This is a genomic window from Streptomyces sp. NBC_01439 (assembly GCF_036227605.1).
In the GTDB taxonomy this organism is placed as follows: Bacteria; Actinomycetota; Actinomycetes; order Streptomycetales; family Streptomycetaceae; genus Streptomyces.
Genome location: NZ_CP109487.1, coordinates 2,627,014 through 2,646,776 on the forward strand (window position 1 = coordinate 2,627,014; position 19,763 = coordinate 2,646,776).

Consider the following 19,763-nt stretch of genomic DNA (forward strand, 5'->3'; position numbering starts at 1 on the left):
CATACGTTCCGCTACATGACCTCTACGCGTCGCACTGATCATGACCGCGTACGACTGCAGGCGGACGATCCCGACCCCCACTGGCCCCTGCGCGGCGACCTCGCATACGACACCGCCACCTCCCGCACGGGCGTGGTCATCGACGTCCCCGGGGACACCGGCACCACGGTCTACCGCCTGTGCCCCGAGGGCGGAGGCGAGGAGGGCTGGAACGCCCGCTTCGACACCCTCATGCCCCCGAAGGGCGCGCCCCCGCTCCCCAGCCGGACCCCGGGCAGCACGGTGCAGCAGCCCGAGTACGCCCCCGGGGAAGGTCCGTTCGGCACCCCCGACCCCAGCCCACCCCTGCGCGCCCGTGCCGAGCGCGGCATGCAGCAATTCCTGCGGGACACCGGCGCGGACGGTGCGGCATGAACAGGCTGCCCGGCTGGATTCACGAGGGCGCCCGCGTCCTGGACCCCGAAGACCGTGAGGGGGTCATCCAGTTCATCGGCGAGTGGGAGGACCCCGCCACCCGACGGATCGTCCCCGAAGTGGTGTTCTTGCGCCCCGAGGGCGGCGGCCGGGAGTGGATCGTCCCCGACCACCAGGCCCTGCGCGAGGCGGCCCCCCGATGACCGACCGCAGCCACTTACCCGAACCCGGCTGGGGCATGATCGGGGCGCTCCTCGCACTCGGCCTTACCGGTCCCGCCGTGGTCCTCAGCGGCCACGCCCTCGACCTGGTCCAGGCGAACGCGCCCCTTCCGACCACCGCGCCGGACATCGAACCGCCCACGTAGACCCCCTGATCGCCCGCCCCGCACCTCCTACAGCGCCACCGCTCGGGGCGGGCGCACCACTCGAACCGATCGAGAGGAGCACGATGCACCGCGCCTTACGACTCGCGGCCAGGCCCCGCTCCGTAATCATGCAGCCGACCACGCAATGCCTCCCCATGGACTGCACGTACTGCTACCTGCCGTTCCGGAAGATGAAGCACCTCATGGCGGTGGACGTCACCGAGGCCGTGGCCGCGTCCGTCAACCCGTGGGCCGCCGACGACCCGGCGTTCGAGGTCGTCTGGCACGGCGGGGAACCCCTCGCAACGGGCCGCGAGCATCTGGCCGCCCTCATGGCGCCCTTCAAGGGCGTGAAGCACTCCGTGCAGACGAACGCGGCCCTCGTGGACGACGCCTGGTGCGAATTCCTGCTGGAACACGAGATGCACGTCGGAGTAAGCGTCGACGGCCCCGAGGACATGAACACCCACCGGGTGACGCTCGCCGGCCACCCCGGATTCCATGTGACCGTGCGAGGCATCGAGCGCCTGCGCCGTCACGGCATCCCGTTCTCCGCCATCGCCGTCGTATCCGACCCGGCGCCCGAGAACGCGGCCCGCTTCTACGACTTCTTCGCCGAGCTGGGCGTGACCACCCTCGGCGTCAACGTCGAAGAGCAGGAGGGGGTCAACCGCGTGGCCAAGGAAACCGATCCTGTCCGCACGGCGGAGTTCTGGACCGCCCTCGCCGACGCCTGGAGGGCCAACCCCGTCACCCGGCTCCGGGAGATCCAGCGCGTCATCAACTTCGCCGGCGCCGTCCTCGTCGGACACGACATCGCACCCGGCCCCGCCACCGCTCCGTGGGACCCGATGCCCACCATCGCCTACGACGGCGGAGTGGTCATGCTCTCCCCCGAACTGGCCGGATTCACCGACGCCCGGTTCGGTGACTTCACCACCGGCAACGTGCTAAGGGACGGCTTGGACGTCCTCGTAGCTGAAGCCGAGCAGCGCACCCCCTGGATCCCCGAGTTCTGGCAGGGCGTGGACGCATGCCGCGCCACCTGCCCCGCCTTCGCATTCTGCGGGGGCGCCCACGCCGCGAACCGGTACTTCGAGCACGACGGCCGGTTCGACGGCACCAGGACCCGGTACTGCGCCACCGCCAAGATCGCCCTACTCGAAGGAGTGACACAACATGCTCGCGCACACGCCCACTGACGCCACCACGCTCGTGATGGACTCGGCGGAGGGATTCGAGTCCCTCCTGGAGGCCGCTGGCTCCACGGCTGTCGCCCGCTGGGACGACGACTGGAGCAACCACGAGTTCGACAACCAAGTCACGTACAGCACCCAGCCGCTCGCCGCGTTCGACAACCGGCCCACGTGGGACAACCCCACCGCGACGTTCGACAACCGGCCCACCTGGGACAACTGGAAGAACAAGTAGCGCACACCGAACCGGGGGCGGTCCTGCAAGAACGCGGGGCCGCCCCACCCCGACGACAAGGAGCACCATGGCCACCCGCACGTTCGGCCACGTCACCGTCACCCTGCCCGAGCTGGACGAGCCCGGCCTCTACCTGAGCAACGTCGACACCCTCGACAGCACCCGCGGAACCGTCCAAGACTTCGCGTACGGTGACGCCGACCTGCGCTCACTCGACCTCGCGGACACCCAACTCATCACCGGCCGTATCGCGGGCATCCACGCGAAGCGGGTCGAGTTCGTGGGGGTCAACCTGCACGGCGTGGAGATCACCGGAAGCGACCTCGGCTCTGCCCGCTGGACCGAGAGCAAGCTGACCCGGGTCCACGTCCGGGACTGCAAGCTGATGGGCGCTGCCCTGGACGCCCTGGTGCTCGACGACGTGCTGTTCGAGGGCTGCAAGTTCGACTTCGCCACCTTCGAGAAGGTCCGCGTCACCGGACCCGTCGCCTTCATCGGCTGCGTCCTCACCGAGGCCACGTTCACCGACTGCGACCTGTCCGGCGCCGTATTCACCGACTGCATTCTCCGACTGACCGAGTTCGGCGCCGGCCGCTACCGCAGCACCGACCTTCGCGAGAACGATCTGTCGGCAATTCGCGGCGTCGCGAACCTCGCCAAGGTGCACATCGCCCCCGGGCAGCAGACCGACCTCGCCGAGGCCCTCGTGAACGAACTCGACATCACCATCGGGGACGACTGACCAGGAGGACCCCGTGCCCCTACACATCGCCTACGGCGACCCGTCCGCGCTCCGCGCCCGCTGCGAGGTCGCCACCGTCCGGACCACCCGCCCCGAAGAGACGGCCTACGAGCCCGGTTCGGTCGTCCCCGCCGGGCAGTGGCGTCCCATGACCGAAGCAGACGTCAAGGCCGTCACTGCGCCGCGCAGGCCGCTGGACAGCACGCTCGTGGAAATCGTCCGGCCGCCCTATTCGGAAGGGCAACCGCTCGAAAACCTCACGCGCCCCTTGGGCGACCCGGACGCGGTGTACGTCGGGCAGGCCCTCGCCAAGCCCCACATGACCACGACCACCGACAACTACCAGGACGGCCGCCTGCTCGGGCTGCACCTCGACAACTGGGACAAGCTCCCGTACGCCGACAAACACACCGGACGCCGCCGGATCTGCCTCAACCTCGGCCCCGGAAACCGGTACATCATCCTCGGCGCCATCGACGCTCAAGCGGTCTGCCGGGCCGTCCACCCCGACGAGCACGCCCACCGCTACCCCCACACCCAGGATTACCGCGAATACGTGGCCAGCGGTCGCCCCATCCGCATCATCCGAATACGCCTCTCCCCCGGAGAGGGCTACATGGCCCCCACCGAGTACCTCCTGCACGACGGCTCCACCGAAGGCCAGGACGAACCGTCGGCCGCCGCGTTCTGGCTCGGGCAGTGGCCCCGCGGCATCCTGCCGTCCCTGGTCTGACCACTTGCTACCCGTTCCAGGTGCGGCCCTCGAAGTGGGCAGCATGATTCGAGGCCAGGTGCAGCGAAACTCCCACCTGGCAGTTGGTGACCTTGCCCGCCGTGCCCGTGTACTGCCGTGACACACACGCCGAGACATTGCCGTCCTTGAGGAGACGGCCCCACGGCCGGACCGGCCGTCGCAGGTCTCGCGGATCACGGCCACGGGCGCCTTCGTGATCTCGTACGACGTACGCGGGCACGCCCTCGGCCATGCCGTTGCGGGTGGGAGTCCGTCAGGGATCAGGCGTTGCGCCCGATGGTGTTCCGGATCCAGTCCGCGTAGGCCGGCACGTCGGTGTAGAGGCCCGGCCCGGCCGAGCACGCGAGGCCCGGGGCGCCCGGGCCCGAGGTGACCCCGATGAGTTCCCACCGCCCGTGCCGGCCCTCGCGCAGTTGTGGCCCGCCGGAGTCCCCGAAGCACGCCATGGCGCCGGGCACGCGGCTGATCGTGCACAGCCGGGTCCGGTCCGCATAGCCGGGGGCGCACTCGGCGTCGGCGCCCCTGCGCGTCGCGAGCTCCTGCAGCCGCTCAGCGAACTTCAGTTCGGTGTCGACGGTGGTGCCGAACCCCAGGATCCGGGTCGGGGTGCCGGGCCGCCCGGCCCGCTCCGCGATCCGGACGGGCTTCTGGGTGACCGGCCGGTCCAGGCGCACCAGCGCGAGGTCGTCCCGGTTGGCGGCCTTCCCGTCACCGTTCGCGTAGCCGGGGTGGACGACGGTCCGCTCGATGGCGCGGACGGTTCCCCCGGACTTCCGGCGCTCGCTGCCGATCCGGACGGTTCCCTCCAGTTCGAGGCCGTCGCCCTGCACGCAGTGGGCCGCCGTCAGCACCCACTGCGGATCGACCAGCGACGCCCCGCACGTGCCGTCGTACAGACCGAGCTCGGGCGCCGATTCCGGGATCGTCGCCATGAACGGGTAACGCTCCGTGGGATCGGTCCCGTTGACGATCGCGCCGGCGCTGCCGGTCATCGCGGTGGCGCACACCGCGACGGCGAGCGCGCCGACGGCGGCCGTGCGCGCCGCGCCGCGGCGCAGGGACTTCAAGCTGAGCATCCAGGGTCCTCCAGTCGTCGATCCGGACGCATCCACCCTGTTCGTCCTCGATCCGCCCGACCATCCGGGTAGCGGGCCCGATCACGGTGGGGATGTCCCCCGGTCCCCGCCGTCCGCCCCGGCCCGGCCCGGAGCCGACCCTCCGTCACATATATATCGGCAGGCGATATATGCTCGGCAACATGACGAAACGATCGCCGTCGCTGACGGAATCGCAGTACTTCATCCTGGCGGCCCTCCAGGAGGGCCCCCTGCACGGCTACGGCATCATCAAGGCCGCCGAGCGGGTCACGGACGGACGGCTCACCCTCGCCGTCGGCACCCTCTACGGCGCACTGGAACGGATGGAACGCTCCGGGTGGGTCGCGGCCGACCACGAGGAGATCGTGGACGGGCGGGCACGGCGCTACTACCGGCTCACCGACGACGGCGGGCGCACGCTCCGCCAGGAGGCCCTGCGCATGCAGAAAGCGGCGGCGGTCGTCATCGGACGCCACTCCCTCAAGGCGGTCCAGGCATGAACCGTGTACTGCTCGCCGCCTACCCCAAGCAGTACCGCGCCCAGCAGGGGAAGGAGATCCTCGACTGCCTGGACGAGGCGTACCCGGGCCGCTCCTGGCCACCGCCGCGGGAGGTCCTCGCTCTGGCGCGCGGTGGGGTAAGGGCCCGTGCCCGCGCCGTGTCCGAGGACCCGGCGCGGCCGTGGTGGCTCGACGGCTTCCACCTGGCCGCCCTCGCCCTGGCCGCCCTGGCGCTGGTGCCGTACCTGCAGGACGTATGGCACTGGGCCCTGCGCATCGAGCCCGGCGGCCACACCACCGGTTTCGAGCACCCGGGCTGGTTCCCCTGGACGCAGGGTCCCGACACCCGCACGAGGCTCCTGCCCTACGGCCTGCTCCCCCTCGTCAGTCTGATCGCGCTGCTGCGCGGGAAGGCCTGGATCGCATTGCCGGCCTCGGCCGCGATGTTCTGTGTCGGGTCCGGGCTCGCCGGCACGACGCTCTTCGGTGACGAGGGAGTAGTGGGCATCGGCTACTACGGGCTGGGCGCTCCGCTGCGGGCCCACGACCTGGTCCTCTCGGGCCTCCTGCTCCTGACGTGCGCCGTACTGGCGGCCGGCCGGCCGGGCCGGTTGCGCCGCCGCTCCTACGGCTGGCTCGTCCCGCTGGCGGGTGCCCTGTTCGTGGCGGGCTCCCTGCACCTCACCTCGGGTGATCCGTGGTTCCAGCGCGGCCAGTTCGCCATCGAGATCGCCGCGTTGATCGCTGCGTGGGGCGTCACGGCGGCCACCGGCGACCACCGGTGGCTCGTCCCCGTCGCCGCGTTCTCGATCGTGCGCACCACGGCGATCTTGACGCAGCCGTACCTCATGGACTCCCTGCCCAGCCAGGTCGTACTGCTCTGCCTGATCACGCCGATCCCGTTGCTGGCCGTCACCGCGCAACGCAGGCGGACCAGCGCCGCCTGAACAGCGTGAACGTGGACCACTCCCCTTGCGAGGATCCGGTCGCGGCGATGAGCCTGCTCGCCGCCGCGGCCGTCACGGAGTCGGAGTCGGAGTCCAGTTCGTGGGGTCGGACGCCGTCTGCTCGCCCGTTGCCAGATCCTTCACCTCGTGCGCCGCCCCCTCCTCGAAGGGCGGGAACCAGACGAACGGGATGCCCTTCCGGGATGCGTAGCGGACCTGCTTGGCCACCTTGTCGGCCTGGTGGTAGAGCTCGACGTTCATCCCCCGCCCGCGCAGGCGCGCGGCCGTGGTCTCGGCCTCCTTCCAGCGATCGGCCCGCGGGACGACCACGAGGACGTCGGTGGGGCACTTCGCGCCGGTCTCCAGGAGCCCCTCCGCCAGTAGCTTGGCGAAGATGCGCGTCAGTCCGATCGACATGCCCACGCCCGGAAGGCTGCGCCGGATGAAGGATCCGGTCAGGTTCTCGTAGCGCCCGCCGGAGCAAATGCTGCCGTAGTCGGGCCAGTCGACGAACTTCCCCTCGTAGACCGTTCCCGTGTAGTAGTCGAGCCCCCGAGCGATCGAGAGGTCGGCGACGACGCTGCCGGCCGGCAGGTCGTCGAGGGAATCCAGTACGTGGCTCAGCTCGCCCAGGCCCTCGGTGAGCAACTCGGACGTCACGCCCAGGCCCTTGATGTCGTCCACGACGGCCGAGCCGGTGCCGCGCGTCCGAGCGAGCGCGAGGCAGGAGTCGACGGTCGGCGCGGACAGGCCGACTTCACCGGAGAGGATCTTCGCGACGCCCTCGGGGCCGACCTTGTCCAGCTTGTCGACCGCACGAATCACGGCCAAGGAGTCATCGATGCCGAGTCCCTCGTAGAAGCCCTGGAGGACCTTGCGGTTGTTGACGTTGATCGTCCAGGCGGGCAGGTTCAGGCCGGTCATGACCTCGTGGATCAAGCGCGGCAGCTCGGCGTCGAAGCGCAGCGGCAGGTGGTCGACGTTGATCACGTCGATGTCACATTGGGTGAATTCACGGAATCGCCCGTCCTGAGCCCGCTCGCCGCGCCATACTCGCTGCATCTGATAGCGCTTGAACGGGAACACGAGCTCGTTAAAGTGCTGCGCCGTGTAGCGCGCGAACGGCACGGTCAGATCGAAGTGCAGGCCGATCCGGGAATCACTGGCGTCATCGGCATCTTCCTGCAACCTTCTCAGTGCATACACCTCGTTGGACGTTTCGCCCTTGGCGGTGAGTACGGAAAGGGGCTCCACCGACGGCGTCTCGATCGAGCAAAATCCATACTTCTCGAAGCCCGACCGAATGAGGTCGAGCCACTGCTGCTCGACCCTGCGGATTTCAGGTAGCCATTCGGGAAATCCGCTGACGGGAACGGGGCGGACCAGCGGGGACTCGGTCATCGGCGGCATTCTCTCTCTTCGCTCCGAGGCGTTCGACATCCGAGTCGCGCCGGCGGGTACGCATCCGCGGCCTCGCGCGAACGCCGGTGGCCAGCGTCTTACAGAGTCCCGCGCGGCAGCAACCGACTTGAAGCGGCGCGACGGACACCGATGTGCCGAAACCACTCGCCTCCATCTCACCCCTCGTCAATACTGGTATCGAATTCAACTTTCTGGGTATCTTGAACGCCGTTCAACGAGCACTCGCTACCCAGGAGTTACCGATGGCCATTTCGCCCCGCACCACGTCGATGACGGCGAAGAAGCGCTACAGAGACCCTCACCGTCATCGCCGCCGTTCTGTCCCTCGCCGCCTGCGACCCGGCCGCACCGGCCACCACGCCGAGCACCAGCGCCACCGTCACCGCCAGTGCGAGCGCGAGCGCCAGCCCCTCCGTGGCGCAGACCAGCCCGAGTCCGAGCGCCAGCGCAACCCCGAGCGCCGACCCCACTACGGCGGCGCCGACCACCGCGGCACCGGTCGCCGAGCCCACCACCCAGGCGCCGGCACCCACCAAGGCCGCCCCCGCCCCGCCGGCTCCCACCCGTGCCCGCACCCAGGCACCCGCGCCGGAGCCCACCAAGGCGAGCACCGACTGCTATCCCCGCTCCAACGCCGGCAACTGCTACAAGGCGGGTCAGATATGCCGGAAGGCCGACGTCGGCACGTCCGGGCGGGACGCGGGCGGGCGCACGATCCACTGCCGGAAGGACGACAGCGTGGGTCAGCGCTGGGGCTACTGACCGCCCGCCCACGGTCGACCGTCGTGGGGCCCGCCGACGGGCCCTACGCCGCCTGGGGGGTGAAGGGGTGGAGGGAGTCCTTCCCCGGTTCGACGATGCCGAAGGTGCTCTCCGGAACTTCGTTCCAGGCGCCGGGGAGGTCGCCGAGGGGTTCAGAGACGACCAGGCGGGTTTCGTCGGAGACCTCCTGGAGGAACTCCATGTCGGGGTGGAGCCTGCGCAACGCGTCCACCCGGCTGCTGTAGAACAGCGTCCTCGACTTGCCCTGGCTGGAGTAGCGGAAGGCCCAGAGGCGTTCGCCGTCGCTGATGGCGAGGGTCATTTGGAGCGGGTACTCCACACCGTGCTCGCGGCCGACGCGCTCCACGACGCCCGCCATCTTGGCCACTGCGCCCGGCGGGTCCGTCTCCAGGCCGAAGGTGAGCGCCAGGTGGAACATCACCTCGGAGTCCGTCGTCCCCTCGACGTCGGGGTACAGCGCCGGGTCGACGAGCAGGGTGAGGTCCCGCCGCATCCGGTGGAACTCGGTGATGGCACCGTTGTGCATGAACAGCCAGCGGCCGTGCCGGAACGGGTGACAGTTCGTCTGCTGCACCGCCGTGCCGGTCGATGCCCGGATGTGGGCGAAGAACAGCGGGGAGCGGACGTGGTCCGCGATCTCCCGCAGGTTGCGGTTGTTCCAGGCGGGCCCGATGTCCCTGAAGGTCGCCGGGGTGGCGGTGGCCTCCTGCGTGTACCACCCGACGCCGAAGCCGTCGCCGTTCGTCGTCTCCACACCCAGCCTGGAGTGCAGGCTCTGGTCGATCAGCGAGTGGGCCGGTTTGTAGAGGATGGTTTCGAGCAGCAGGGGTGTTCCCGAATACGCGAGCCATCGGCACATGAGCCATCACCTCGGGGGTGCAACGCAGATAACCCCTCCATTGTGGCCGCGCCCCCTGCTGACCGCCACGCGGAACGGGCCGGGCCCGGCGGCAAGGTGGTCATCAGGCCACTCTGCGGCTCGATGGGACGCGGTCCTGGCCAGGCGGGCGCTCGCGCGGCAGAATCGGGCGTTCGTAGGACGAGGGGGCTGCCGTGACCGTGGGAACGAACTCCGCAGCGGGGACCGGTAAGGCGGTGCCCGGGCTCGCCGGGGTGCCGTTGGTCGGGTCGCTGTTCGACCTGAAGTCCGACTCCCTCGGTACCTATCTACGGGCCCAGCAGCAACACGGTGACCTGGTACGGATCACGGCCGGTCCGCCCGGGATGCGCGCCGAGCTGTACTGCGTCTTCTCCCCCGCGGGCGCCCAGCAGGTGCTGGCCTCCGACGCGGCCCGCTTCCGCAAGGACAACCGCTTCTACCAGGAGGTCCGGGAGTCCGTCGGCAACGGACTGCTGACCAGTCAGGACGAGGACTACCTGCGCCAGCGCCGGCTCGTGCAGCCGCTGTTCACCCGGCGCCGGGTGGACGGCTACGCCGAGGCGATCGCCGCCGAGACCGCAGCGGTCATCACCGCCTGGGGCGGGGTCCCGGGCCGCATCGTGGACGTCTCCGACGAGATGACGCACCTCGCCCTGCGCGCCGTCGCCCGCATCCTCTTCGGCACCGACGTCGAGGCCACCGCCCACGTCGTCGCCGAATGCTTCCCGGTCATCACCGACTACGTACTGCGCCGCGGCTACTCACCCGCCAACGTCCCGCGCCAATGGCCCACCCCCGGCAACCGGCGCGCGGCGGCCGCGATGGACGAGCTCTACGGGGTCTGCGACAGGATCATCGCGGAGCGCCGGCGCCCCGGCGCCGAGACCGGGGCCGAGACCGGCACCGGGGCCGGCACCGGGGCCGGCACCGGCACTCCCGGCGAGGACCTGCTGACGCTGCTCGCCGCCGCCCGGAGTGCGGGCGACGGGGAGTTCGACGCCGCCGAGCTCCGCGACCAAGTGCTGATCTTCCTGCTCGCCGGGCACGAGACGACCGCCACCTCCCTCTGCTTCGCCCTGCACCTGCTGGCCCGCCACCCCGAGGAGCAGGACCGGGCCCGCGAGGAGGTCTCCCGCGTGCTGGGCGACCGTACGCCCGGCGCCGCCGACCTGGAGCGGCTCCCGTACCTCACCCGGGTCCTCAAGGAGGCCATGCGGCTCTATCCGGCCGCGCCGGTCATCGGGCGCAAGGCCGTCGCCACCACCCGGATCGGCGAGCACACCGTCCCCGCGGGCGCGGACGTGATCCTGGCGCCCTGGGTGACGCACCGCCACCCCGCCTACTGGCCGGACCCGGACCGCTTCGATCCCGAGCGCTTCACGCCCGAAGCGGAGGCAGCCCGTCCGCGCTACGCCTGGTTCCCCTTCGGCGGGGGCCCGCGCGCCTGCATCGGGCAGCACTTCTCGATGCTGGAGTCGGTGATCGCGCTGGCGATGATCCTGCGGGCCTACGCCTTCGAGGCCGTGGACACCGAGGTCCCGGTCGGCGCCGGGATCACCCTGCGGACGACCGGCCCGGCGCGCTGCCGGATCCGACGCCCGGACACCCTCTCGTAGTCCCTTGTCACGGATATACGGGATGCGGGCAGGTCAGGGCAGGCCATAGTGTCGATGCCCGTGGAACCACTCACCGAGAAACAGATCCGCTCGTCCTTCGTGAACTGCACGAAGGGCGAGGCGGCGCGGCTGCGCCTGCCGCTCGACTTCGCCGAACTGCCCTGGAAGGACCTGGACTTCCTGGGGTGGGTGGACCCGGGAGCGCCCCTGCGGGCCCATCTCGTGCTGCCCCGGGAAGACCGTGACGGTCCGCTGGGGATCTCACTGCGCGTCCCGGCCGTCGGCCGCACCAGTGTGGTGAAGTCCAGCCTGTGTCAGATCTGCCTGACGGGTCACGCCTCCTCCGGGGTCACCCTGCTCGCCGCGCCGCTCGCGGGTGCCCGCGGCCGCGAGGGCAACACGGTCGGCACCTACATCTGCGCGGACCTCGCCTGCCCCCTGTACGTGCGCGGCAAGCGCCAGGCGAAGCTGCGGGCCGGGCAGTACGAGGAGTCCCTGACGCTGGACGAGCGGCTCGCCCGCATGTCCGACAACCTGGACGCCTTCGCGGCCCGCGTCACCGCGGCGTAGCGGCGTAGCGGGCCCCTTACGTCCGGTCGGCCGCCGGCTTGTGGTTGCCCTGGAGGCGAGCGAGGTCCGAGGGGCGCACCTGGATGACGAACAGTGCGATCAGCGCACCGACCAGGGTGAACAGGGAGGCCACGACGAAGGCCGCGCTGATGCCGGAGGTGAGGACCTGGTCGCCCCACGGTTTCGGGAGCTGCCCGGTGCGTTGGAAGAAGGCCTTCTGCACCGGGCCGGCGGTGCTGAGGAACTCCGGGATCTGCTCCTTGGCCTCGTTGCGGCTCGCCGTGCCGTAGACGGTCACCAGAATCGACAGGCCCAGCGAGCCGCCCACCTGCTGCATCGTGTTCAGCAGTCCGGACGCCGCTCCCGACTCCCGGTCGGTGACGTTGGACAGGGCCATCAGCGTCAGCGAGACGAACTGCAGGCCCATGCCGAGGGCGAAGAGCAGCATCGGGCCCAGGATGCTGCCGAGGTACGTCGAGTCGACGTCGGTCTGTGTCAGCCAGGCGAGGCCGGCCGCCGAGGACAGCGCACCGGTGACCATGAAGGGCTTGGGGCCGAACTTCGGCAGCAGTTTCGCGGTGGTCGCCGCGCCGACCGCGATCACCGCGCTGACCGGCAGGAAGGCGAGGCCGGCCTGGATCGGGCTGAAGCCCAGCACGATCTGCACGAAGAGGGTCAGGAAGAAGAACATGCCGAAGATCGCGCAGGCGAGCATGAGCATGATGCCGTAGGTCCCGGCCCGGTTGCGGTCGGCGAACATGTGCAGCGGGGTGATCGGCTGCGGCGAGCGCCGTTCGTTGAGGATGAAGAGGGTCAGCAGGACCACGGCGGCGCCGAAGGAGCCGAGGGTGACCGGGTCTCGCCAGCCCTCCTGGGATGCCCTGATGAAGCCGTAGACGAGCGAGACCATGCCGAGGGTGGACAGCAGCGCGCCCGCGAAGTCGAAGTGTCCGGGGTGGCGTTCGGACTCGTGCAGGACCTTCGTGGCCAGCACCGCGATCACGATGGCGATGGGGACGTTGACGAAGAGCACCCAGCGCCAGTCGAGCCATTCGACGAGGATTCCGCCCGCGAGGAGCCCGATCGCACCGCCGGCGGCCGAGACGCCGGCGAACACGCCGAACGCCCGGTTTCGGGCCGGGCCTTCGCGGAAGGTGGTGGTGATCAGCGCGAGGGAGGTCGGGGAGGCGATCGCGCCGCCGACGCCCTGGAGGGCGCGTGCGGCCATCAACTGGCCTTCGTTCTGGGCGAGTCCGCCGAGGAGCGAGGCGAGCCCGAAGAGCAGGACGCCGAAGATGAAGACCCGTTTGCGGCCGAGGATGTCGCCGGTGCGGCCGCCGAGGAGCAGCAGCCCGCCGAAGGCGAGGGTGTAGGCGTTAACCACCCAGGAAAGGCTCTCGGTCGAGAAGTTGAGGGCGGTCTGGATGTGCGGCAGTGCGATGTTCACGATCGTGATGTCGAGGACGACCATGAGTTGACAGGAGGCGATGACGAACAGGGCGAGTCCGCTGTCGCTTCCCCGGACCTTGCCTTCGGTCCCGCTGTTGCTCGGCGATGCGTTCGGATCCACCTTTTCGACGCTAAGCCCGCGTCTCTGGGGTCACCACTCGAACAGCCTAGTGGTAGTGACATTTCACATGTCACACTACGATCATGGATGACTTCCTCAGGCTTTCCGCGAGCACGGCCCGCTTCACCTACGGTGCCCCGCGCGCCTTCGCCTTCGGGGACGACGGCCGGCTGCTCTGGTTCCTCCGGTCGACCGGCCCCGCCGACGCCTTCGACTCGCTCTGGGTGCTCGACACCACCACCGGCGCCGAGACCCGGCTCGCCGATCCCCGCGAACTGTGCCCCGAGCCCGGTCCCCTTCCCGCGGCCGAGCGCCGACTGCGCGAGCGGACCCGGCTCGTCGCCGCCGGCATCGGCTCGTACGCCCTGTCCGGCGACGGCCTGCGCGCCGCCTTCGCCCTGTACGGGCGGCTCTTCGAGGTCGCCGCGGGCGGCGCCGGAACCCCGAAGGAGATCCCGGCCGCCGGACCCGCGCTGGACCCGCGGCCGAACGCCGACGGCTCGCGCACCGCGTACGTCGCCGACGACGTCCTGTACGTCGCCCCGGGCGGCCGGATCAGCCCGGACGACGGGGCCCGCTGGGGCCTCGCCGAATTCGCCGCCGCCGAGGAGCTGGGCCGCCACCGGGGCCACTGGTGGTCCCCGGACGGGCTCGCCCTGCTGGCCGCCCGGGTCGACGAATCCGCCCTCCAGCGGCGTTACTTCGCCGACCCGGCGCACCCGGAGCTGCCGGCCGAGGACTTCGCCTACCCCGAGGCGGGCGGGCCCAACGCCGACGTCCAGCTGTGGGTGCTCGGCGACGGCGGGACCCGGATACGGCTCGACTGGGACGCCGACGCCTTCCCGTACGTCTCCGAAGCGGGCTGGGAGTCCGCCGACGAGATCCTGCTGACCGTCCAGGACCAGCTCCAGCAGTGCGTCCTGCTGCTCTCCGCCGACCCGGCCACCGGCCGTACCCGGGAGCTGTCCCGCACCACGCACCCGCAGTGGGTGGACCCGCTGGTCCCCGGCACCCCGGCCCGCCTCTCCGACGGACGGATGCTGACCTCCGCCGACACCCCGGGCGGCGCCGCCCGCGCCCTCGCGGTGGACGGCGAACTGCTCACCGGGGACGGGATCCAGGTCCGCGCCGTGGCCGGGGTCCACGAGGGCCGGCTGCTGATCGAGGCGGGCCTGCGCGACCCGTCCGAGCAGCAGGTGCTGCTGTTGGACCCGGCGACCGGGGAGCTGACCCCGGTCGCCGACGGGCCCGGCGTGCACTCCGTGTCCGCGTCCGCCGGGACCCTGCTGCTGACCACCGCCGACGCCGACGGGGTACGCCGCACGGTACGCACCCCCGACGGGCGGGAGTTCTCCCCCGCCGACCTGTCCGAGCCGCTGCCCTACCGGGTGGAGGCGGTCCTGGAGCGGGTCACCGAGCGCGGCATCCCCACCGCCCTCGTACTGCCCCGCGATCACGTCCCCGGCCGGCGGCTGCCCGTCCTGGTCGACGGCTACGGCGGCCCCGGCATGCAGGACGTCACCGCCGACCCGCGCCGCCGCCAGCACCGCCAGTGGTGGGCCGACCAGGGCTTCGCGGTGGTCACCGTCGACAACCGCGGGACCCCCTACGTCTCCCCCGCCCACACGCACGCCATGTACCGCGGCTTCTCCGAGGTCACCCTCGAGGACCAGGTCGCGGCGCTCCACGCGCTCGCCGCCCGCCACGGCGACCTCGACCTCGGCCGGGTCGGGGTGCGCGGCTGGTCCTACGGCGGCTACCTCGCAGCCATGGCCGTGCTGCGCCGCCCCGACGTCTTCCACGCGGCGGCGGCCGGGGCCGCGCCGACCGACTTCCGGCACTACGACACGGCGTACACCGAGCGGTACCTGGGCCTTCCGCAGGAGCACCCGGAGGTCTACGAGCGGGACTCGCTGCTACCCGACGCGCCGAAGCTGTCCCGCCCGCTGCTGCTGATCACGGGCCTGGCCGACGACAACGTCCACCCGTCCCACACCCTGCGCCTCTCCCGGGCGCTGACGGACGCCGGCCGCCCGCACCAGCTGCTGGCCCTCCCCGGCGTCACCCACATGACCCCGGGCGGCACCCGGGAGAAGCTGATGGCCCTGGAACTGGAGTTCTTCCGTCGGGAACTGTCCTGAGCACGGTCTCTTGTGCCCCGGTGGCCCGGCCGGACGGTCAGGGCCGCGGGGCGAAGACCATCCGGATCAGGGCGGTGAAGGCCACGGCTGCCACCGGCGCGTACCACCAGCGCCGCAGCCGGCCCGTGTTCACGCAGACCGCCGTGAACGCGACGGCCAGGAGCTCCACCGACAGGCCGAGCACGGCCATCAGCCGGACGGTCTGCGTCACCGACCGATCCCAGGGCCCCTCGGACTCGGTGAGCAGCGCGCTGTAAAGGAAGAAGCCCGCCACGGTGTGCAGCGCCAGCAGGAGGACCGCCGATGCGGCCGTCATCGTGCGCAGCGGGTTGCGGTGGACCCTCCCGGACTCCGGATCAGCAGTCATGGCCAAGACCCTAACCGCGCGGTCGGCACCGTACGGCAGTGCCCCGGGGACGCCTTCGGCCCCGGGGCACCGCCGCTTCCCATGGGTCCCCGTCAGTCACCAGGGAAGTGGCAGGCCACCTCGCGGGAGGCGGCGGGTCGCAGGAGCGGACGGTCGGTGCGACAGATCTGCTGCGCCTTGGGACAGCGCGGGTGGAAGGTGCAGCCCGGGGGTGGAGCGGCCGGGCTCGGCGGGTCGCCGAGCAGCACGATCCGCTCCCGCCGCCGCTCCGCCGCCGGGTCGGGCAGCGGGACGGCGGACAACAGCGCTCGGGTGTACGGGTGCTGCGGGTTCTCGTAGAGGGACTTCTTGTCCCCGATCTCCACGATCCGGCCGAGGTACATGACGGCGACCCGGTCGCTGACGCGTTTGACCACCGACAGGTCGTGGGCGATGAAGACGTAGGCGAGGCCGAGTTCGGCGCGCAGCCGTTCCATCAGGTTGACGATCTGGGCTTGGACGGAGACGTCCAGTGCGGAGACCGGCTCGTCGGCGACGATCAGTCGGGGGCTGGTGGACAGTGCGCGGGCGATGCCGATGCGCTGGGCCTGGCCGCCGGAGAACTCGTGCGGGTAGCGGTCGATGTGCTCGGGGATCAGGCCGACGAGCTCCATCAGCTCGGCGGCTCGGCGGCGGGCGTCCCCCGCGCTCCAGCCCTGCACCAGCAGCGGGTCGGAGATGATCCGGGCCACGGTCTGGCGGGGGTTGAGGGAGGAGTGCGGGTCCTGGAAGACCATCTGGACGTGCTTGCGCAGCGGGCGCATGGCGGACGGGGAGAGGCGGCTGATGTCCCTGCCCTCGAAGGCCACTCGGCCCGAGGTGGGCTCCAGCAGCCGCACCAGCATCCGGCCGGTGGTGGACTTCCCGCAGCCCGACTCGCCGACCAGGCCGAGGGTCCGGCCGGCCGCCAGGTCGAAGGAGACCCCGTCGACGGCGCGCACGGGCGCCCCCCGGCGCCCGGTCACGGATCGTCGACCGGGGAAGGTCATGGTGAGGTCCTGTACGGACAGCAGCGGCGCGGCCGGGTCGGGTCCGGCGGCGGCCTCGGCTACGGCCCGGACTGCAGCCTGAGCTGCTGCCTGATCTGCGGCATTCGCGGAAGGATCGGCTCCGACGGTCATCGGGACACCCCCGGGGCGGTCGTAGGGAACACGGGCGCGGGGTCGCCCGGTGGTGTCGCGGCGGATCCCGCGAAATGGCACGCGGCCAGCCGCCCCGACGCGCCGTACGGGACGGGTGCGGGCCGCTCGGCCGAGCAGCGCGCCCTCCGGTCGTCCGGGCCGGCCGCGGCCACGGGGCAGCGCGGGGCGAAGGCGCAGCCGGGGGCGGGTGCGAGGAGGGAGGGCGGGGAGCCGGGGATGAAGGGCAGGGGAACGTCGTCGGCGGTGTCGAGGCGGGGCAGCGAGTCGAGCAGGCCCCGGGTGTAGGGATGGGCGGGGTCGGCGAACAGCTCGTCCACGGGGGCCCGTTCGGCGGCCCGGCCGCCGTACATGACGAGCACCTCGTGGGCGACGCGGGCTACGACGCCCAGGTCATGGGTGATCATCACGACGCCGAGTCCGCGTTCCTGCTGGAGTCGGGCGATCAGTTCCAGGATCTGCGCCTGCACGGTGACGTCCAGGGCGGTGGTCGGCTCGTCGGCGATCAGCAGGTCGGGTTCGCAGGCCAGGGCCATGGCGATCATGGCGCGTTGGCGCATGCCGCCGGAGAACTGGTGCGGGTACTCCCCGGCGCGGCGGGCCGGTTCCGGGATGCCGACCTCGCCGAGCATGTCGACGGCGCGCCTGCGGGCGGCGGCCCGGCGGGCCTTGAAGTGCACGCGGTAGTGCTCGGCGATCTGCTCGCCGACCGTGTAGTAGGGGTGCAGGCTGGAGAGCGGGTCCTGGAAGATCATGGCCATCCGGCGGCCGCGGACCTTGGACAGTTCCCGTTCCGGCAGCCCGGTCAGCTCGCGTCCGGCCAGCGCCACGGATCCGCTGACCTCGACCGGGCCGCGGTGCAGGCCCATGACGGCGAGCGAGGTGACGGACTTGCCGGAGCCGGACTCGCCGACGATGCCGAGGGTGCGGCCGGCCTCGACGGTGAAGCCGATCGAGTCGACGGCCCGCACGGTCCCGCGCCCGGTGGTGAAGGTGACGCTCAGGTCGCGTACGTCGAGGAGCGGAGCGGCCGTGGCCATCAGTACCTCACTCTCGGGTCGATGACGGCGTACAGGAGGTCGACGAGGAGGTTGGCGACGACGATGAAGAAGGCGGCGAGCAGGGTGACGCCGAGAACCACGGGCTGGTCGGAGTTGACCAGGGCTCCGTAGAACAGCCGCCCGATGCCGGGGAGTCCGAAGATGGACTCGGTGATGACGGCTCCGGCGAGCAGTCCGCCGAGGTCCATGCCGAAGATGGTGAGGATCGGGGTCATGCCGGAGCGCAGCCCGTGTTTGACGACGACCGTGCGCTCGGGCATGCCCTTGGCGCGGGCGGTGCGGATGTACGGCTCGGCCATCGCCTCGATCATCGAGCCGCGGCTCTGGCGCGCGTACATGGCGGCGTAGAGCAGGGCGAGCGCGATCCAGGGCAGGGTCAGGTTGGTGGCCCAGGCGAGCGGGTCCTCGGTGAAGGCCCGGTAGGTGGGGTAGGGCAGCAGGCCGGCGATGCGGATGACGCCGTAGATGAGCATGACGGAGGTGAAGTACACGGGCAGGGACGCGGCGGCGACGGCGCCGACCATCAGGGCCTTGTCGGTGGCGGTGTCCTTGCGCAGGGCGGCGGTGACCCCGGCGCCGAGGCCGAGGAGCAGCCACAGCACGGCGGCGCCGACGGCGAGGGAGGCGGAGACCGGGAGCCGGTCCATCAGCAGGTCCCACACGGGCAGCGAGTTCTCGTAGCTGTAGCCGAGGCAGGGGAAGTCGCAGGCGACGGCGTACTGGCCGGTTCCCAGGGTCCGGCCGGTGAAGATGCCGGTGAGGAAGTCGGTGAACTGGCGCCACAGGGGCTGGTCGAGGCCCAGGTACGCGCTTACGTCGGCCAGGCGTTCGGCGCTGCAGGTCTTGCCGCAGGCGGCCGCGGCCGGGTCGGCGGGCAGGACGTAGAAGATGAGGAAGGTGACGGCGGCGATGGCGAGGAGCACGCCGGCGAGGGCGAGCAGCCGGCGGGCGAGGTAGAGGATCAACTGCGGCCGCCCCTCGGGTCGAGGATGTCGCGCAGGGCGTCGCCGAGCAGGGTGAAGGCGAGCACGGCGAGGAAGAGGAAGACGCTGGGGATGACGAAGTACATGGGGTCGGTCTCGTAGTAGGCCACGGACTCGGCGATCATCTGGCCCCAGGAGGGGGTGGGCGGGCGGACGCCGACGCCGAGGTAGCTGAGGGCGGCCTCGGTGCTGATCATTCCGGGGATCAGCAGGGTGGTGTAGGCGATGACCGGGCCCGAGACGCCCGGGAGGATGTCGCGGGTCAGGATCCGCCAGGGTCCGGAGCCACCCACGCGGGCGGCGTCGACGTACTCGCGGTGTTTGAGGGAGAGGGTCTGGCCGCGGACCACGCGGGCGACGCCGGGCCAGCCGAAGACCCCGATGACGACCGTCATCAGCACGATCCGGTTGACGTCCTTGGCCACGGACAGCATCGCGATCATGAAGATCAGCGAGGGGAAGGACATGGTCAGGTCCATGAGCCGGGACAGGACCGTGTCGGTGCGTCCGCCGAAGTAGCCGGCGGCGATCCCGGCGGCGGTGCCGACGACCACCACGATGGCGGTGCCGGCGAAGGCGATCAGGAGGGAGACCTGCGCGCCGTGGATGACGCGGGCGAACAGGTCGCGGCCGGTGACGGGTTCGACTCCGAGCCAGTGCTCGGGGCTGATCCCGCCGAGGGTGCCGAGCGGCTGTCCCCCGAGGTAGGGGTCGATGGCGGTCTTGTCGAACTCGCTGGGGGACCAGCCGCCGAGGGCGCCCAGCCAGGGGGCGGTGACGGCCATGAGGACGAAGAGGAGGACGACGCCGAGGCTGACGCGGACGGCGGGGCGGCGGCGGAGTTCGCGCCGGGCGAGCTGCCAGGGGCTGCTGCCGGGCGCTGCGGCGGGCCGGGCCGGGGCGGGGTCGGGGACCGGTGCCGGTGCTGTGGTGGTCATGG

22 protein-coding genes and 1 pseudogene are annotated in these 19,763 nt (G+C 71.2%); 13 read left to right on the forward strand and 10 right to left on the reverse strand.

Features of this window, described 5'->3' with window-relative positions; all coding sequences use genetic code 11:
* The first annotated feature begins 15 nt into the window (after positions 1-15).
* The 7 genes from OG207_RS11495 to OG207_RS11525 all read left to right on the forward strand — a co-directional run bounded on the left by OG207_RS11495 (position 16) and on the right by OG207_RS11525 (position 3,687).
* The gene (locus OG207_RS11495; RefSeq protein WP_329098308.1) at positions 16-414 is read left to right on the forward strand and encodes a hypothetical protein; all 399 of its coding nucleotides are present in this window, start codon (positions 16-18) and stop codon (positions 412-414) included.
* Positions 411-617, forward strand: coding sequence for a hypothetical protein (locus OG207_RS11500; protein WP_329098310.1), 207 nt, complete (start codon positions 411-413; stop codon positions 615-617). The genes OG207_RS11495 and OG207_RS11500 overlap by 4 nt, the downstream gene beginning before the upstream one ends.
* On the forward strand, positions 614-781 hold the full coding sequence (locus OG207_RS11505; RefSeq protein WP_329098312.1) for a hypothetical protein: 168 nt from the start codon (positions 614-616) through the stop codon (positions 779-781). Before OG207_RS11500 ends, OG207_RS11505 begins: the two co-directional genes overlap by 4 nt.
* Positions 782-909: 128 nt before the next feature.
* Entirely contained in the window at positions 910-1,983 is a 1,074-nt protein-coding gene (amcB, locus tag OG207_RS11510) for a cyclophane-forming radical SAM peptide maturase AmcB (protein WP_329098314.1), read from the forward strand.
* Positions 1,961-2,212, forward strand: a complete 252-nt coding sequence (gene amcA / locus OG207_RS11515; RefSeq protein WP_329098315.1) for a multiple cyclophane-containing RiPP AmcA — start codon at positions 1,961-1,963, stop codon at positions 2,210-2,212. The genes amcB and amcA overlap by 23 nt, the downstream gene beginning before the upstream one ends.
* A 67-nt stretch (positions 2,213-2,279) precedes the next feature.
* Entirely contained in the window at positions 2,280-2,954 is a 675-nt protein-coding gene (locus tag OG207_RS11520; RefSeq protein ID WP_329098316.1) for a pentapeptide repeat-containing protein, read from the forward strand.
* Positions 2,955-2,967: 13 nt separating this feature from the next.
* Entirely contained in the window at positions 2,968-3,687 is a 720-nt protein-coding gene (locus OG207_RS11525) for a hypothetical protein (protein WP_329098318.1), read from the forward strand.
* A 49-nt stretch (positions 3,688-3,736) separates the two neighbouring features.
* On the opposite strand, the pseudogene OG207_RS11530 reads toward OG207_RS11525, so the two are convergent.
* Both OG207_RS11530 and OG207_RS11535 read right to left on the reverse strand, forming a co-directional pair.
* Positions 3,737-3,838: pseudogene (locus tag OG207_RS11530) on the reverse strand (transposase); the annotation flags it as partial.
* 130 nt (positions 3,839-3,968) lie between these two features.
* Complete coding sequence (locus OG207_RS11535) at positions 3,969-4,784, reverse strand: S1 family peptidase (RefSeq protein WP_329098321.1); 816 nt, start codon at positions 4,782-4,784, stop codon at positions 3,969-3,971.
* 182 nt (positions 4,785-4,966) lie between these two features.
* Between OG207_RS11535 and OG207_RS11540 the strand changes: the two genes are divergently transcribed.
* Both OG207_RS11540 and OG207_RS11545 read left to right on the forward strand, forming a co-directional pair.
* The gene (locus OG207_RS11540) at positions 4,967-5,305 is read left to right on the forward strand and encodes a PadR family transcriptional regulator (protein ID WP_329098323.1); all 339 of its coding nucleotides are present in this window, start codon (positions 4,967-4,969) and stop codon (positions 5,303-5,305) included.
* Complete coding sequence (locus OG207_RS11545) at positions 5,302-6,252, forward strand: hypothetical protein (protein ID WP_329098324.1); 951 nt, start codon at positions 5,302-5,304, stop codon at positions 6,250-6,252. The genes OG207_RS11540 and OG207_RS11545 overlap by 4 nt, the downstream gene beginning before the upstream one ends.
* A 72-nt stretch (positions 6,253-6,324) precedes the next feature.
* Here OG207_RS11545 and hisS read toward each other — a convergent pair whose 3' ends face one another.
* Positions 6,325-7,653 (reverse strand): histidine--tRNA ligase, encoded by a 1,329-nt coding sequence (hisS, locus tag OG207_RS11550; RefSeq protein WP_329098326.1) that lies wholly within the window; start codon positions 7,651-7,653, stop codon positions 6,325-6,327.
* 435 nt (positions 7,654-8,088) lie between these two features.
* Here hisS and OG207_RS11555 point away from each other — a divergent pair, with 435 nt between their 5' ends.
* The gene (locus OG207_RS11555) at positions 8,089-8,436 is read left to right on the forward strand and encodes a hypothetical protein (protein ID WP_329098327.1); all 348 of its coding nucleotides are present in this window, start codon (positions 8,089-8,091) and stop codon (positions 8,434-8,436) included.
* 43 nt (positions 8,437-8,479) lie between these two features.
* On the opposite strand, the gene OG207_RS11560 is transcribed toward OG207_RS11555, so the two are convergent.
* The gene (locus tag OG207_RS11560; protein WP_329098328.1) at positions 8,480-9,316 is read right to left on the reverse strand and encodes a class II glutamine amidotransferase; all 837 of its coding nucleotides are present in this window, start codon (positions 9,314-9,316) and stop codon (positions 8,480-8,482) included.
* Between the two features lie 194 nt (positions 9,317-9,510).
* Here OG207_RS11560 and OG207_RS11565 point away from each other — a divergent pair, with 194 nt between their 5' ends.
* Together OG207_RS11565 and OG207_RS11570 are read left to right on the forward strand one after the other, a co-directional pair.
* Complete coding sequence (locus OG207_RS11565; RefSeq protein ID WP_329098329.1) at positions 9,511-10,953, forward strand: cytochrome P450; 1,443 nt, start codon at positions 9,511-9,513, stop codon at positions 10,951-10,953.
* A gap of 60 nt (positions 10,954-11,013) precedes the next feature.
* Positions 11,014-11,523: an FBP domain-containing protein gene (locus OG207_RS11570; RefSeq protein ID WP_329098330.1), complete on the forward strand. Its 510-nt coding sequence runs from the start codon at positions 11,014-11,016 to the stop codon at positions 11,521-11,523.
* 16 nt (positions 11,524-11,539) lie between these two features.
* Here the strand turns inward: OG207_RS11570 and OG207_RS11575 are convergent, their stop codons facing one another.
* Positions 11,540-13,093 (reverse strand): MFS transporter, encoded by a 1,554-nt coding sequence (locus OG207_RS11575; RefSeq protein ID WP_443072710.1) that lies wholly within the window; start codon positions 13,091-13,093, stop codon positions 11,540-11,542.
* Between the two features lie 83 nt (positions 13,094-13,176).
* Here OG207_RS11575 and OG207_RS11580 point away from each other — a divergent pair, with 83 nt between their 5' ends.
* A complete protein-coding gene (locus OG207_RS11580; RefSeq protein WP_329098331.1) occupies positions 13,177-15,234 on the forward strand; it encodes a S9 family peptidase in 2,058 nt (685 codons plus the stop codon).
* A gap of 37 nt (positions 15,235-15,271) precedes the next feature.
* On the opposite strand, the gene OG207_RS11585 is transcribed toward OG207_RS11580, so the two are convergent.
* From OG207_RS11585 to OG207_RS11605, 5 genes are all read right to left on the reverse strand, one after another.
* Positions 15,272-15,601 (reverse strand): hypothetical protein, encoded by a 330-nt coding sequence (locus OG207_RS11585; protein ID WP_329098332.1) that lies wholly within the window; start codon positions 15,599-15,601, stop codon positions 15,272-15,274.
* A gap of 92 nt (positions 15,602-15,693) precedes the next feature.
* Positions 15,694-16,629 (reverse strand): ABC transporter ATP-binding protein, encoded by a 936-nt coding sequence (locus OG207_RS11590; protein WP_329107562.1) that lies wholly within the window; start codon positions 16,627-16,629, stop codon positions 15,694-15,696.
* A 128-nt stretch (positions 16,630-16,757) separates the two neighbouring features.
* On the reverse strand, positions 16,758-17,819 hold the full coding sequence (locus OG207_RS11595) for an ABC transporter ATP-binding protein (RefSeq protein ID WP_329098334.1): 1,062 nt from the start codon (positions 17,817-17,819) through the stop codon (positions 16,758-16,760).
* Entirely contained in the window at positions 17,819-18,805 is a 987-nt protein-coding gene (locus OG207_RS11600) for an ABC transporter permease (protein ID WP_329098336.1), read from the reverse strand. The genes OG207_RS11595 and OG207_RS11600 overlap by 1 nt, the downstream gene beginning before the upstream one ends.
* The gene (locus OG207_RS11605) at positions 18,802-19,761 is read right to left on the reverse strand and encodes an ABC transporter permease (RefSeq protein ID WP_329098337.1); all 960 of its coding nucleotides are present in this window, start codon (positions 19,759-19,761) and stop codon (positions 18,802-18,804) included. Before OG207_RS11605 ends, OG207_RS11600 begins: the two co-directional genes overlap by 4 nt.
* Between the last annotated feature and the right edge of the window lie 2 nt (positions 19,762-19,763).

Excerpts from the sequence above, each read along its gene's own strand:
- OG207_RS11495 (WP_329098308.1), top strand. The coding sequence starts at position 16 with ATGACCTCTACGCGTCGCACTGATCATGACCGCGTACGACTGCAGGCG.
- OG207_RS11500 (WP_329098310.1), top strand. The coding sequence starts at position 411 with ATGAACAGGCTGCCCGGCTGGATTCACGAGGGCGCCCGCGTCCTGGAC.
- OG207_RS11505 (WP_329098312.1), top strand. The coding sequence starts at position 614 with ATGACCGACCGCAGCCACTTACCCGAACCCGGCTGGGGCATGATCGGG.
- amcB (WP_329098314.1), top strand. The coding sequence starts at position 910 with ATGCAGCCGACCACGCAATGCCTCCCCATGGACTGCACGTACTGCTAC.
- amcA (WP_329098315.1), top strand. The coding sequence starts at position 1,961 with ATGCTCGCGCACACGCCCACTGACGCCACCACGCTCGTGATGGACTCG.
- OG207_RS11520 (WP_329098316.1), top strand. The coding sequence starts at position 2,280 with ATGGCCACCCGCACGTTCGGCCACGTCACCGTCACCCTGCCCGAGCTG.
- OG207_RS11535 (WP_329098321.1), bottom strand. The coding sequence starts at position 4,784 with ATGCTCAGCTTGAAGTCCCTGCGCCGCGGCGCGGCGCGCACGGCCGCC.
- OG207_RS11540 (WP_329098323.1), top strand. The coding sequence starts at position 4,967 with ATGACGAAACGATCGCCGTCGCTGACGGAATCGCAGTACTTCATCCTG.
- OG207_RS11545 (WP_329098324.1), top strand. The coding sequence starts at position 5,302 with ATGAACCGTGTACTGCTCGCCGCCTACCCCAAGCAGTACCGCGCCCAG.
- hisS (WP_329098326.1), bottom strand. The coding sequence starts at position 7,653 with ATGACCGAGTCCCCGCTGGTCCGCCCCGTTCCCGTCAGCGGATTTCCC.
- OG207_RS11560 (WP_329098328.1), bottom strand. The coding sequence starts at position 9,316 with ATGTGCCGATGGCTCGCGTATTCGGGAACACCCCTGCTGCTCGAAACC.
- OG207_RS11580 (WP_329098331.1), top strand. The coding sequence starts at position 13,177 with ATGGATGACTTCCTCAGGCTTTCCGCGAGCACGGCCCGCTTCACCTAC.
- OG207_RS11585 (WP_329098332.1), bottom strand. The coding sequence starts at position 15,601 with ATGACTGCTGATCCGGAGTCCGGGAGGGTCCACCGCAACCCGCTGCGC.
- OG207_RS11590 (WP_329107562.1), bottom strand. The coding sequence starts at position 16,629 with ATGACCTTCCCCGGTCGACGATCCGTGACCGGGCGCCGGGGGGCGCCC.
- OG207_RS11595 (WP_329098334.1), bottom strand. The coding sequence starts at position 17,819 with ATGGCCACGGCCGCTCCGCTCCTCGACGTACGCGACCTGAGCGTCACC.
- OG207_RS11605 (WP_329098337.1), bottom strand. The coding sequence starts at position 19,761 with ATGACCACCACAGCACCGGCACCGGTCCCCGACCCCGCCCCGGCCCGG.